The organism is Nocardioides candidus, from assembly GCF_041321175.1.
Taxonomy (GTDB): Bacteria; Actinomycetota; Actinomycetes; order Propionibacteriales; family Nocardioidaceae; genus Nocardioides.
This window is the reverse complement of record NZ_JBGGWC010000003.1, coordinates 526,828-538,991: the sequence shown is the minus strand read 5'-3', so window position 1 is coordinate 538,991 and position 12,164 is coordinate 526,828. Positions and strand designations below refer to the sequence as shown.

General features: G+C 73.7%; 14 protein-coding genes and 1 riboswitch. Of the genes, 7 read left to right on the top strand and 7 right to left on the bottom strand.

Features of this window, described 5'->3' with window-relative positions:
- Nucleotides 1-5 precede the first annotated feature (5 nt).
- Nucleotides 6-818, bottom strand: a complete 813-nt coding sequence (locus tag ACAX67_RS16885; protein WP_370705034.1) for a ferredoxin-like domain-containing protein — start codon at nt 816-818, stop codon at nt 6-8.
- Nucleotides 819-872: 54 nt separating this feature from the next.
- Nucleotides 873-1,072: riboswitch (cobalamin riboswitch) on the bottom strand.
- 41 nt (nt 1,073-1,113) lie between these two features.
- Between ACAX67_RS16885 and ACAX67_RS16880 the strand changes: the two genes are divergently transcribed.
- From ACAX67_RS16880 to ACAX67_RS16870, 3 genes are read left to right on the top strand one after another with little or no spacing between them, the layout of a single operon-like run.
- On the top strand, nt 1,114-2,232 hold the full coding sequence (locus ACAX67_RS16880; protein ID WP_370705033.1) for a Nif3-like dinuclear metal center hexameric protein: 1,119 nt from the start codon (nt 1,114-1,116) through the stop codon (nt 2,230-2,232).
- Between the two features lie 13 nt (nt 2,233-2,245).
- Complete coding sequence (locus tag ACAX67_RS16875; RefSeq protein ID WP_370705032.1) at nt 2,246-2,989, top strand: zinc ribbon domain-containing protein; 744 nt, start codon at nt 2,246-2,248, stop codon at nt 2,987-2,989.
- Nucleotide 2,990: 1 nt separating this feature from the next.
- Nucleotides 2,991-4,229, top strand: a complete 1,239-nt coding sequence (locus ACAX67_RS16870; protein ID WP_370705031.1) for a bifunctional RNase H/acid phosphatase — start codon at nt 2,991-2,993, stop codon at nt 4,227-4,229.
- Between the two features lie 4 nt (nt 4,230-4,233).
- On the opposite strand, the gene yaaA is transcribed toward ACAX67_RS16870, so the two are convergent.
- Entirely contained in the window at nt 4,234-5,013 is a 780-nt protein-coding gene (gene yaaA, locus ACAX67_RS16865; protein ID WP_370705030.1) for a peroxide stress protein YaaA, read from the bottom strand.
- 92 nt (nt 5,014-5,105) lie between these two features.
- On the opposite strand from yaaA, the gene ACAX67_RS16860 reads away from it, so the two are divergent.
- Both ACAX67_RS16860 and cobU read left to right on the top strand, forming a co-directional pair.
- Nucleotides 5,106-6,542: an RNB domain-containing ribonuclease gene (locus tag ACAX67_RS16860; protein WP_370705029.1), complete on the top strand. Its 1,437-nt coding sequence runs from the start codon at nt 5,106-5,108 to the stop codon at nt 6,540-6,542.
- Nucleotides 6,535-7,068: a bifunctional adenosylcobinamide kinase/adenosylcobinamide-phosphate guanylyltransferase gene (gene cobU / locus ACAX67_RS16855; RefSeq protein WP_370705028.1), complete on the top strand. Its 534-nt coding sequence runs from the start codon at nt 6,535-6,537 to the stop codon at nt 7,066-7,068. The genes ACAX67_RS16860 and cobU overlap by 8 nt, the downstream gene beginning before the upstream one ends.
- Before the next feature lie 31 nt (nt 7,069-7,099).
- On the opposite strand, the gene ACAX67_RS16850 is transcribed toward cobU, so the two are convergent.
- Nucleotides 7,100-7,867, bottom strand: a complete 768-nt coding sequence (locus ACAX67_RS16850; protein WP_370705027.1) for an adenosylcobinamide-GDP ribazoletransferase — start codon at nt 7,865-7,867, stop codon at nt 7,100-7,102.
- Between the two features lie 7 nt (nt 7,868-7,874).
- A complete protein-coding gene (gene cobT, locus ACAX67_RS16845; protein WP_370705026.1) occupies nt 7,875-8,924 on the bottom strand; it encodes a nicotinate-nucleotide--dimethylbenzimidazole phosphoribosyltransferase in 1,050 nt (349 codons plus the stop codon).
- A 42-nt stretch (nt 8,925-8,966) separates the two neighbouring features.
- Between cobT and ACAX67_RS16840 the strand changes: the two genes are divergently transcribed.
- A complete protein-coding gene (locus ACAX67_RS16840; RefSeq protein ID WP_370705025.1) occupies nt 8,967-9,500 on the top strand; it encodes a 2'-5' RNA ligase family protein in 534 nt (177 codons plus the stop codon).
- A gap of 6 nt (nt 9,501-9,506) precedes the next feature.
- On the opposite strand, the gene ACAX67_RS16835 is transcribed toward ACAX67_RS16840, so the two are convergent.
- Complete coding sequence (locus tag ACAX67_RS16835; RefSeq protein WP_370705024.1) at nt 9,507-9,785, bottom strand: hypothetical protein; 279 nt, start codon at nt 9,783-9,785, stop codon at nt 9,507-9,509.
- Between the two features lie 104 nt (nt 9,786-9,889).
- Nucleotides 9,890-11,134, bottom strand: coding sequence for an HNH endonuclease signature motif containing protein (locus tag ACAX67_RS16830; RefSeq protein ID WP_370705023.1), 1,245 nt, complete (start codon nt 11,132-11,134; stop codon nt 9,890-9,892).
- A 106-nt stretch (nt 11,135-11,240) separates the two neighbouring features.
- Here ACAX67_RS16830 and ACAX67_RS16825 point away from each other — a divergent pair, with 106 nt between their 5' ends.
- Nucleotides 11,241-11,759: a GNAT family N-acetyltransferase gene (locus ACAX67_RS16825; RefSeq protein WP_370705022.1), complete on the top strand. Its 519-nt coding sequence runs from the start codon at nt 11,241-11,243 to the stop codon at nt 11,757-11,759.
- A gap of 187 nt (nt 11,760-11,946) precedes the next feature.
- On the opposite strand, the gene ACAX67_RS16820 is transcribed toward ACAX67_RS16825, so the two are convergent.
- The coding region (locus ACAX67_RS16820; protein WP_370705021.1) for a hypothetical protein at nt 11,947-12,164 on the bottom strand (218 nt) is incomplete at its 5' end.

Genomic DNA, 12,164 nt, shown 5'->3' with positions numbered 1-12,164 from the left:
GGGGCTCAGATCAGCACGCCGTGCCACGGGGTGATCACCACCTCGGAGGTCAGGGCGGCCCACCGGGCCGCGGTCGCGGGATCGATGCCGTCGGGGACGGCGACGTGCTCGCCGCCCGCGACGGGGCCGTAGGGGAGAGGTACGACGGAGCGCGGCCGGGCCGCGAACTCCTCGTCGAGGTGCCAGGGCGCGTCCGGCCGATCGCCGCGCGCCCGCACGAAGTCCTCCGCCAGCGCCACGAGCACGTCCGCCGCGCGGTCGAGCCCCACCACGTCGCCGGTCGCGGGCCCCGTGCGCACCCGCCCGGCGCGGGCGTCCACCGCGTCGAGCCCGAGGTCGACGTGACGGTCGCGGACGTCGCCGCGGCCGTCGTCGAGGGTGAAGAGGAAGCGGCCCGGCAGTCCCGCGAGGACGGGCGATGCGCAGACTGCGCGGTCCAGCGCTGCGACGAGCGGCCGGAGGTCGGCGCGGCCGCCGGCGCGGCCGGTCTGCGGCGAGCAGAGGATGTTGCGCGCGAGGTCGTGGCTGCGCGACGGCAGCAGCCCGGTCGCCTCGATCGCCTCGACGACCGCGGCCGGGAGGTGGCCGTCGACCGCGGGGAGCGCGCGCAGCTGCAGGTTGGCGCGGCCGGTGACGCGGACCAGCCCGTCGCCGTACTCCCGCGCGACCGCGCTCAACGCCACCAGGGACGCCGTGGGCAGCTGTCCGCCGGGCACGCGCACCCGCACCAGGGCCCCGTCGGCGGCGGGCCACGGACGCAGCACGCCGGGGCACCGGTCGGGGCGCGTCCTGGCCGAGGCCGGGGACGTGGCGCTCATCGCGATCCTCGCAAGGTCTCGGGCTTCTGCGCGTCGCCCGCGGTGACCTCGCGGCGGTCACCGCAAGGGCCAGCAGGTCTTCGGACTCGGGATCACTCGGCACGGAGCGCCTTCCCAGGTCCTCACCCTCAGGCTCGGACCCAGTGACATCTTGCTCCGCCCGTCACCCACACCGCTGCGCGTCAGTCCCGGACTCTCACCGGGTTCCCTGACCACCACGTGCATGGAGGTCGACTGGCTCCAGGACTGTACCAACCGTCCGGGGCCGCGCCGATCGCCCAGTAGGTTGACGGACATGCCCACGCTCGCGGACCTCGTCTCCCTGATCCATGAGTGGTACCCGCCCGCCACGGCCGAGGACTGGGACGCCGTCGGCCTCGTGCTCGGCGACCCGGAGCAGTCGGTGAAGAAGGTGATGTTCGCCGTCGATCCGACGCCGGAGGTGGCCGAGGAGGCGGCGGACTGGAAGGCCGACCTGCTCGTCGTGCACCACCCGCTCTTCCTCAAGCCGGTGCACGGCTTCGCCGCGACGACGCCGAAGGGCCGCACCCTCGCCACGCTCGCCAGGGCCGGCTGCGCGCTCCTCACCGCGCACACCAACGCCGACCAGGCCGTCGACGGCGTCTCGGAGGCGATGGCCGTGGCGCTCGGCCTCACCGACCTCGAGCCCCTGGTCCCCGCGGCGGGCGAGCCGATCGACAAGCTCACCGTCTACGTGCCGAGCGACGCCGCCGCCCCGGTGCGGGCCGCGCTGGCCGAGGCCGGCGCCGGCGAGATCGGCGACTACGACTTCGCGTCGTTCTCCAGCACGGGGGAGGGCCGCTTCCGGCCCTTGGCGGGCGCCTCGCCGATGATCGGCACCGTCGGGGAGATCGAGACCGTCGCCGAGGTGCGCATCGAGGTCGTCCTCGCCCGGCACCACCGCCGGTCGGTGGTGCAGGCGATGCTCTCCGCGCATCCCTACGAGGAGCCGGCGTACGACGTCGTCGAGCTCGCCGATCCCGGCATCGTGCCGACCGGGACCGGTCGCGTGGGCTCCCTCCCGGAGGCGACGCTGGCGGAGTTCGCCCGGTCGGTGGCCGCTGCGCTGCCGGCGACCGAGCACGGCGTGCGGGTCGCCGGCGACCCGGAGCGGCCGGTGCGGCGCGTGGCGGTCTGCGGCGGTGCGGGCGACTTCCTGCTCGACCGCGTCGCGGGGTCGGGCGTCGACGTCTACGTCACCAGCGACCTGCGGCACCACCCGGCCGCGGAGTTCGTCGAGAAGGGCGGGCCGGCCCTGGTCGACGTGGCGCACTGGGCCGCGGAGTGGACCTGGCTACCGGTCGTCGCCCGGCGCCTCGGCGAGGCGCTCGGCAACGACGTGGAGACCCGGGTGAGCACGCTGTGCACCGATCCCTGGACAATGCGGATATGAAGACGGTGGCACAGTGAAGGCCGATCCCTCCGCGCAGCTGAGGCTGCTCGACCTGCAGAGGCTCGACGCCGCCGCCGACCAGCTGCGGCACCAGCGCGCCCACCTGCCCGAGGACGCGCAGATCGCCGAGCTGACCGTGCGCCGAGGCGACGTGCTGGGGCGTAGCCGCGACCAGCAGATCGTCGTCGACGACCTGACCGCCGCCCAGGAGAAGGCCGATGCCGACGTCGAGCAGGTCAAGGTGCGCCGCAAGCGCGACCAGGACCGCATCGACCAGGGGCTGATCTCCAACCCCAAGGACCTCGAGCGGATGCAGCACGAGATGGAGACGCTCGAGCGCCGGATCGCGACCCTGGAGGACGAGGAGCTCGAGGTCATGGAGGACCTCGAAGCCGCCCAGTCCGACCTCACGGCGATGCGCACCGACCTCGCGGAGACCGAGCAGCGCCTCGAGGAGGCCACGGCGGCACGCGACGCGAAGCGGGCGGAGATCGATGCCGAGCTCGAACGTCTCGGCGCCGAGCGGGCGCCGGTGGTCGCCGACGTGCCCGCGGAGCTGCTGAGCCTCTACGACAAGCTGCGCGTCTCCAAGAACGGCGTCGGCGCGGCCGAGCTGCGCGCGCGCCAGTGCAGCGGCTGCATGCTGAGCCTGGACCCCGCCGAGCTCGCCGAGATCCGGACCCGGGCCGAGGACGACGTGGTCCGCTGCGAGCAGTGCCAGCGGATCCTGGTGCGCACCGGCGAGAGCGGGCTCTGAGGTGCCGGACCGGCCTGATGGACAGGACGGACGGGACGGACGGGAGGGGCCGCGGTCGGTCGTCATCGAGGCGGACGGCGGCTCCCGCGGCAATCCCGGTCCGGCGTCCTACGGCGCGGTCCTGAAGGACGCCGAGACCGGCGAGGTGATCGCCGAGGACGGCACCACGATCGGCGTCGCGACCAACAACGTCGCCGAGTACTCCGGCCTCATCGCGGGCCTCCGGCTCGCCGAGACCTACGCGCCGGGCGCCGACATCGAGGTCCGGATGGACTCCAAGCTCGTCGTCGAGCAGATGAGCGGGCGCTGGAAGATCAAGCACCCCGCCATGCGCCCCCTCGCGATGGAGGCGGGCCGGCTCGCCCCGTTCGGCACGACGTACACCTGGGTGCCGCGGGAGCTGAACAAGCACGCCGACCGGCTGGCCAACGAGGCACTCGACGGCAAGCGCAGCGGCGTCACCGTGGCGGCCTCGCCGGAGGAGCCCGACGAGTCGCTCATCGAGGAGATCGAGAGCCCGGCCGCGACGGTCGGCGTCGACCAGGCCGGCACGCCGCCGATGCCGTCCCCGACCACCGTGGTGCTGGTGCGCCACGGCGTCACCCCGCACACCTCGGGCAAGCGCTTCTCCGGAGGGCTGGGCGGCGACAACCCCGGCCTGAGTGACGAGGGCCGCGCCCAGGTGCGCGAGACGGCGCACTGGCTCAGCGGGATGAAGGACCGGATCGAGGCCGTGGTCACCTCCCCGGTGCGCCGCACGCGTGAGTCGGCGGAGATCCTCGCGGCCCAGCTCGGCCTGCCGCTCGAGGAGGAGGCCGGCTTCGCCGAGATGGAGTTCGGGGCCTGGGACGGGCTCGGCTTCGCCGAGGTCGCCGAGCAGCACAAGGAGTCCTTCGAGGCCTGGCTGGGCGACCTCGACGCGCCGCCGCCGGGTGGTGAGTCGTTCCGCACGGTTGAGGCCCGGGTCGTCGCCGGCCTGGAGCGGTTGCTCGACCGCCACGCGGGACGCACGGTCGTCGTGGTCAGCCACGTGACGCCGATCAAGACGCTCGTCGCGCGGGCGCTGCAGGCGCCGCTGGACGCGGTCTTCCGGATGGAGCTGACCCCGGCATCGGTGACGGTGCTGTCGTTCTACCCCGACCCGTCGGCACCCGACGGCTCCGGGCACCGCGCGTCGATGCGCCTCTACAACGCGCTGCCGCCGGGCGACCGGTCCCCGCTCGAGGGTGGTCGCTGGTAGGTCCTCAGACCTCGGTGACCACTACGTCGAGCTGGGTGCCCTTCTTGGTGGCCTCGCCGGTCTCGACGTGCCAGCCGAGCTCGGCGAGGAGTGCCGCGAGGCCGGCGGGCGTGCGCGGGTCGCCGCCGTGCTCCAGCAGCGCGCGGACCAGCCGGCCCTTGGTCGCCTTGTTGAAGTGGCTGACGACCTGGCGCCGTCCGTTGACCTCGTGCAGCACCCGCACGGTCGCCACCCGCGGCGCCAGTTCGGCGGGCGGGCGCCAGAAGCCGGCGTACATGCTCGACCGGAGGTCGACGAGCAGCCCGCGGCCGACCGCCTCGGTCACGGCGGGCCCGAGGCTGTCCCGCCACCAGCCGGCGACCGGGCCGAGGCCCGGCATCGTGGCGTCGCCGGAGAGGCGGTAGGCCGGGATCCGGTCGCCGAGACGGACGATCCCGAAGAGGCTGGAGGTGATCGCGAGCCGGGCGCCGGCTCGTCGCTTGGCGCTGGAGGAGAGGGTCGGCAGGTCGAGGGCGTCGTAGAGGACGCCGTCGTAGATCCGGTCGGCCCGGGCGGTCGGCGCGTCGAGCAACGACGCGTTGCGCTCGACCAGGTCGAGCTGGCTGCGGGACAGTCCGAGGACCGTGGCTGCGTGGTCGGGATCGTCGCGGCACAGTGTCACCAGGGCGTCGAGCACGCGCTCCCGCGCGGGCGTCAGCGACGGCTGCGAGAGCTCCTTCAGCTCGAGCGGGCGACCCCGGCCCGGGGCCGACTTGCCCTCACTCGGCGGCAGCAGGATCAACATGGTCTCCGAGCCTAGTGCGCGCCCCTTGCGGTGGTCAGGGCCGGTGAGCGGGGTGAGAAGGATGCCAGGTCCGGTGGCCTAGGGTCTGTCTCATGCCGAGCAATCTCGTGGTGCGGGTCAAGGAGGGCTCCGACGCGCTCCGCGCGGCCCTGGCCGAGGTGGAGACCGAGCTGGAGCTGCCGGGCGACTTCCCCGCCGAGGTGACCGCGGCCGCCGAGCGGGACGCCGCGTCGCCGACGCTGCCGGGGCTCGACCGCACCGACATCCCGTTCCTGACCATCGACCCCGAGGGCTCGATGGACCTCGACCAGGCGCTCCACCTCGAGCGCGCCGGCGACGGCTACGTCGTGCACTACGCGATCGCGGACGTGGCCGCGTTCGTCGACCCGGGCGACCCGGTCGACCTCGAGGCGCACCGCCGCGGCGAGACGCTCTACGGCGCCGGCACGCGCATCCCGCTCCACCCGCCCGCCCTCTCCGAGGCGGCCGCGTCGCTGCTGCCGGACCAGGTGCGCCCCGCGTTGCTGTGGTCGATCTCCTTGGACGCCGTCGGTTCCCTGACCGACGTCACGGTGGAGCGCGCGCTGGTCCGCTCCCGCGAGCGATGGGCGTACGACGCCGCGCAGCGCGCGCTCGACGACGGCTCCGCGGGCGAGGTGCTCCAGCTGCTCCGTGAGGTGGGCATGCTGCGCGAGAAGCAGGAGCAGGACCGCGGCGGCATCTCGCTGCCGCTGCCGGAGCAGGAGGTCGAGGTCGCCGCCGACGGCGACTTCCGGCTCGAGTTCCGGCAGCAGTTGCCCGCCGAGCTGTGGAACGCCCAGATCTCGCTGCTCACCGGGATGGCCGCGGCGAGGCTGATGATCGACGGCAAGGTCGGGCTGCTCCGCACCCTGCCGAAGGCCGACCCGCGCGACGTGCGGCGGCTGCACCACGTGGCCCGGGGGCTCGGCATCTCCTGGCCGGAGCAGGAGGGCTACCCGGAGTTCATCCGTTCCCTCGACACCAGCAAGCCGGCCCACCAGGCGATGGTGGTCGCGTGCACCCGGCTGCTCCGCGGGAGCGGCTACGCCGCGTTCGACGGTGAGGTGCCCGAGCCCCACGTGCACGCGGCGATCGCGGCGCCGTACGCCCACGTCACCGCGCCCCTGCGACGCCTCGGCGACCGCTACGCCGGCGAGGTCTGCGTGGCGCTGTGCGCCGGGCGACCCGTGCCCGACTGGGTGCGCTCGGCCCTGCCCGACCTGCCGGGGACGATGCAGGAGGCCGGCCGCCGCGCGGGCTCCTACGAGCGCGCGGTGCTCGACGTCATCGAGGCGGGGCTGCTGTCGGCGCGGGTGGGGGAGGACTTCGAGGGCGTGGTCACCAGCGTGCGCGAGGACGACCCGCACAAGGGCGTGGTGATGCTGTCCTCGATCGGCGTCGAGGCGCCGGTCACCAGCGACGGCGACCTCCCGCTCGGCACCGAGGTGAAGGTGCGGCTCGTCACCGCCGACCTGGCGACCCGGAAGGTGGAGTTCCACCTTGGCTGAGCGGCGCGTCGTGCTGGTCACCGGCGGCGTCCGCTCCGGCAAGTCCGCGCACGCCGAGGCGCTCCTCGCGGAGGAGCCGACGACGACGTACGTCGCTGCCGGACCGACCTACGACGACGCCGACTGGCAGGCGCGCATCGACCGGCACCGCGAGCGCCGGCCGGCGTCCTGGTCGACGGTCGAGAGCAGCGACCTCGCCGCGGTCCTCGCCGACACGACCGGCCCGGTGCTCGTGGACTGCCTCGGCACCTGGCTCGACGCCGTCCTCTCGGAGGCGGGGCTCTGGGAGGGCTCGGCGGAGGAGATCGACGCTCTCGTCGCGGGCCGCACCCGCGGAGTGGTCGCGGCCCTGCGCGCGGCGACCTCGACCGTGGTCGTCGTGACCAACGAGGTCGGGCTGGGCGTGGTGCCCGAGCACCGCTCCGGCCGCCTCTTCCGCGACCACCTCGGCACGATCAACCAGCGCGTCGCCGCCGTCGCCGACGAGGTGCACCTGGTCGTCGCCGGGCGGGTCCTGCGGCTCTAGGTCGCACGCCGAGCACGCAGACCAGCCGCAATCAGGCGCCCGACAGCGCGATCAGCAAGGTGGCGAGGGCGAGCTCGATCGCGGCGCCGAACACGTCGCCCGTCACCCCGCCGAACCTCTTGACCGCGCGCGCCACGAGGAGGAGCACGACGAGTGCCGCGAGGGCGACGGCCAGCGGTCCGCGCCAGCTGTCGACCAGCGCGGCGGCAGCCGCCAGGCCCACCCAGCCGACCAGGGTCCACCATCCCGGCACCCGACCGGTGAACGTCGAGCCGAGCCCGTCCGGGCGGGCGGCCGGCACACCGGTGGCGCAGGTGATCCAGAGCGCCGCGCGGGAGACGCACACCGCGAGGCCGGCGACGACCGCGCCGCGCACGTCGTCGACGTACGACGCCAGCGCGGCGGCCTGCGCCCCGAGCACGACGACGATCGCGACGACGCCGGCCGGCCCCGCCGTACCGCTCTTCATCACCGCCAGCGACCGCTCACGGTCGTAGGAGGCCGTGAGTCCGTCGGCGACGTCGGAGAGGCCGTCGAGGTGCAGCGCGCGGCTGCCGAGCGCGAGGACACCGAGAGCGACGACCGCCGTCGCCAGCGGCGGGACGGTCGCCCGGCCCCCCGCCCAGACGATCGCGCCGACGAGCGCGCCGAGCGGAAGGACGGCGAGCGGGGCGAGCACCATCGCGCCCGTCGCCGTGCGGGGCGTCACCCGCACCACGGCCGGCACCGGGATGGCAGTCAGCGTGCCGACGGCCAGTCGCAGGCTGCGGCCCACGACGGCAGGTCCGCGCTCGGTCAACGGGGGCTCACTCGGGCGGCAACAGGTCAGCGAGCAGCGCCACGTCGCGCAGCACGGCGACCGCCGAGCGCAGCACCGGCACCGCCGCGACCGCGCCGGACCCCTCGCCGAGGCGGAGGCCGAGGTCGAGCACCGGCTCGAGGCCGAGCTTGGCGAGCGCGAGCGACTGCGCGGGCTCGGTGGAGCGGTGGCCGGCGGCGAACCAGGCCGCAGCACCCGGCGCCAGTCGGTCGGCCGTCAGCGCGCACGCCACCGACATCAGGCCGTCGAGCAGCACGGGCACGCCGCGCTCGGCCGCGCGGACGAGGTAGCCGACGGTGGCGGCGAGGTCGGCGCTGCTGAGGGCGGTGAGGGTCTCCAGCGGGTCGTCGGTCCGGTCGCCCGCGCGGTCGAGCGCCTGCTGGACCACCTCGACCTTGTGCGACCAGGTCGGGTCGTCCACGCCGGTGCCGCGTCCGGTGACCTCGGCGGCCGGCAGGCCGAGGGCGGCTGCGACCAGCGCCGCCGCGGGGGTGGTGTTGCCGATACCCATGTCGCCGCTGAGCAGCAGCTGCGCCCCGCCGTCGATCTCCTCGTCCGCGACCGCCCGGCCGGCGGCGAGCGCCTGCTGGGTCTCCGCGGCGGTGAGGGCATCCTCGAGGTGGATCGCGCCGCTGCCACGGCGCACCTTGTGGGCGCGGACGTCGTCGGGCACGCCGTCGAGGTCGTCGTCGACGCCGAGGTCCAGCACCCGCACCCGCACACCGTGTGCGGCAGCGAGCGCGGAGACGCCGGCCTTGCCGGCCACGAAGGTGCGGACCATCGCGCCGGTGATCTCCGGCGGGTAGGCGGACACGCCGTGGCGGGCCACGCCATGGTCCCCGGCGAAGATGACCAGCCGTACGTCGTCCAAGGGCCGCGGCGGCACCGCACCCTGCGTCGCCGACAGCCAGACCGCGAGGTCGCCGAGCCGGCCCAGGGCACCCGCAGGGGTCGCCAGGCCGGCGAGGCGCTCGGCCGCGGCGGCGTGGGCCGTCGGGTCCGGGGGAGGGACGGAGATTCCGGTCGGTTCGGCCATGCCGGGAACCTATCGCCCGCATCGCCGTGCCACGATCTCGCCGTGACGGGATGGACGGGCCACGCGGTGCTGGTGGTTCCCGTGCCCGAGCTGGAGCCCTACGTCCGCGCCCGGTGGGAGCACTACGAGCCGACCTGGGTGTCGACGGACCCCGACTTCACGCACGCGCACCTCACCGTGCTCGCACCCTTCCTTCCTGCGCCGACGTCCGCCGACCTCGCGCAGGTGGGGACGATCGCGGCCGCGGCCGCCCCTGTCGACTTCCGGCTCACGGAGGTGCGGGAGTTCGCCAACGGCTGCATCCACGTGCCGCCCTCGCCCGCCGCGCCGTTCGCCGCGCTGACGCACGCACTGTGGGAGGCCTTCCCGCAGTGCCCGCCCTACGAGGGGTTGTACGGCGTCGAGCCCCACGTGACCCTCGACCAGCGCTCACCGCAGGTGACGGTCGACAGCACCCGCGCGGCCCTTGCCGGCGTACTGCCCGCGACGTGTCGCGCCGACCGCCTCGAGCTGCACTGGTACGGCGCCGGCGAGTGCCACGTGATGGCCGACTGGAAGCTCGGCCCGTCGGGGTGACGGTGGTCAGGGGCGCATCCAGTGCGGGTGCGTGCGGTCGCCCTTGCAGACGTAACGGCGGCCGCGGGCGTCCCAACCGGAGTGGCCGTACGACGCCTGCGGGCAGAACTCGCCGCCTCGGATGCAGGAGCCCGATGACGTCCGGGTGCAGTGGTGGTGGTGGTGCGTGCGCTGGGCGGAGCTCTCGTGGTGGGCGGCGGGGGCGGCGATCGCCGCCGACGGAGCGGCTGTGAGTCCGGCGAGGACGATGGCCGACGCGGCCAGGAGCTTGGGGAGGATCTTCATGTCCGCGAACGTAGGTTCCGCGCGCTCGCGCGTCCGGGAAACCGGGTGAAGATGATCAGTTCGGGCCAGCGGTCTGGCCCGATGAGAGGAGCGCTGGACGCTCCTCAGCGCTTGCGGTGGAAGCGGATCCTGCCGTCGGGACGGACCTCGTAGGTGTAGCGGGGGTTGTGGAGGAGGTGGTGGTGGTGGCTGCAGGCGAGGATGCCGTCGTCGAGGTCGGTGTTGCCGCCTTGGGACCAGGGTCTGAGGTGGTGGGCTTCGGTCCAGGTCGCGGGGATGGTGCAGCCCTCGGCCCGGCAGGTCTTGTCGCGAAGTGCCATGGCTCTGCGCTGGGCGGGGGAGAAGAGGCGTCGGGTGCGGCCGAGGTCGAGGATCTCGCTGCGGGCGCCGAGGACGGCGGGGATGATCTTGGCGGTGCAGGCCAGGCGCCGGATCTGGCTGGCGGACAGGTCGGTCGCGCCGGACAGGCCGTGACCGACGCCGAGGTCGGTCTGCAGTGATGCCAGGGGGATGGTGACCAGCAGGGTGGTGGCGTCGCCGCCGTGGGCGGGGAGCCGGGCGGGGTCGAGGTGCTCCAGCAGCGCGCCGAACGCCAGGCCCATCCGTCGGGGGTAGGGGATGCGGTCCTCTTCGCCACCGAGAGCGTCGTCGCGTTTGCGGGGGCTGGTGAAGGCTTCGCAGTAGGTCTGGAGCCGGTCGGCTGATGCGTCGGGGTGGATGATCGTGGTGCGGGTCCAGCCGTGGCCCAGGCGCTTGGTGCGCAGGGTGGTCTTGTCGTGGGCCTGCTGCTCCTCTTCCTCGAGGCGTTTGGCTTCTTCTGCCTCGGCGATCTCGGGGGCGACGTAGAACAGGATCCGGTCGGCGAGGAGCGCGAGCTCGGTGGGGTTGCAGGTCCGGGCGTAGTCCACCAGGCGCGCTTCGGCGTCGGCGATGACCTCCAGGCCGAGGTGGTCGGGCAGCGCCTCGAGGCCGCGGACGATGACGAGGGCCTGCTCGAGAGACACGGTGCCGTCGGTCATGGCGGCTCCGACCCGGGCCCAGTGGTCGTCGATCGCGCGGGCGAGCTTCTGCTGTTGCCGCAGCGGGCGGACCTCGGCGCGGGTGTGGGCGGCGGTCCAGGCGGCGACGTCGCGGGCGCCGGAGTCCTCGGCGACATCGCCGGCCGCGGCCATGGTCTTCAGCTTCAGCCCGGCCAGGCGGCGTTCGGCCTCGGCGATGCCGAGCAGCACGGTCTTCTTCGCGTCGGTGTCGAGGTAGAGCGGCTCGTAGTCGCAGACCTCGCTCAACACCGCGCTCACCTGCTCGACGCATGCCACCAGGGGGTGGTGGGTGAGCTGTGCTGCGACCATGACGATGACCTTTCCGAGATGCTCCAATCGTACGTATGTTCGAACCGCAACGCAAGACCTGGATCGAACTTTGTTCGGTTTCGATCGCGGTGGCAGGGTGTCCGTCATGGCCGACCTCGTGCTTCGGAGCGATCGGCTGCTGCTGCGGCCGTGGCGCGTGTCCGAGGCCGCGATCCAGCGCGAGCTGTGGACCGAGCGCGACCCGCGCGTGCCGGCGCGGCGCCGGATCGACGCCGAGGGGCGGCCGACTGTCGCGGACTTCGAGGAGGGCATCCGTGCCGCCGCGCCGCCGACCTCACTCGGTCTGTTGGCCGTTGAGCTCGCGGAGTCGGGCGAGGTGATCGGCTACTGCGGCCTGGTCGAGGGCGGTCCCGAGACCGACGGCGCTCCCGAGCTGGCCTACGAGCTGCTCCGGCGGCACTGGGGCCACGGCTACGCCACGGAGGCCGCCGAAGCCGTCCTCTCGTGGGCGCGGTCCGTCGGCCACGACCGCCTCGGCGCGACCGTCTGGGACTGGAACACCGCCTCGCTCCGCGTCCTCGCCAAGCTGGGCTTCGCCGAGACGAGCAGGAGTGAGCCCGACCCGGAGCACGGCACCAACATCACCACCATGCGGTCCCTGTGAGCGCCGTCGCCTCGACGGAGAGCGAGAGTGCGAAGGCGCCGACGACAGGGGACGGGCCGACCTGTAAGCCGGGTTCGGAACCCGCGCGATTGCTTGCGGTGGCTACGTGTGTCTGACCAGCGCAAACGCGAGATCGACCGTTGGTGGCCGCTCAGCGTTCTTGGACATTCTGGGAACTCTGTGGGGACTAACCAGTGATCGTGAACTGCGAGCTCATTTGTTCCATGTGATTGGAGGCCGCGTCGGAGGCCCCGTAGACCTGGATGTTCCACGTGCCGCGGGTCGCGTTGGTGGGCATGTTGAAGATGGCGCGGTAGAAGCCGTCCTGGGGGGTTCCGGAGGCGAGCGTCATCGTGGCGTACTGGTACTGACTTGAGGTAGCGGCGCTGATGGTGGCGTAGGGAC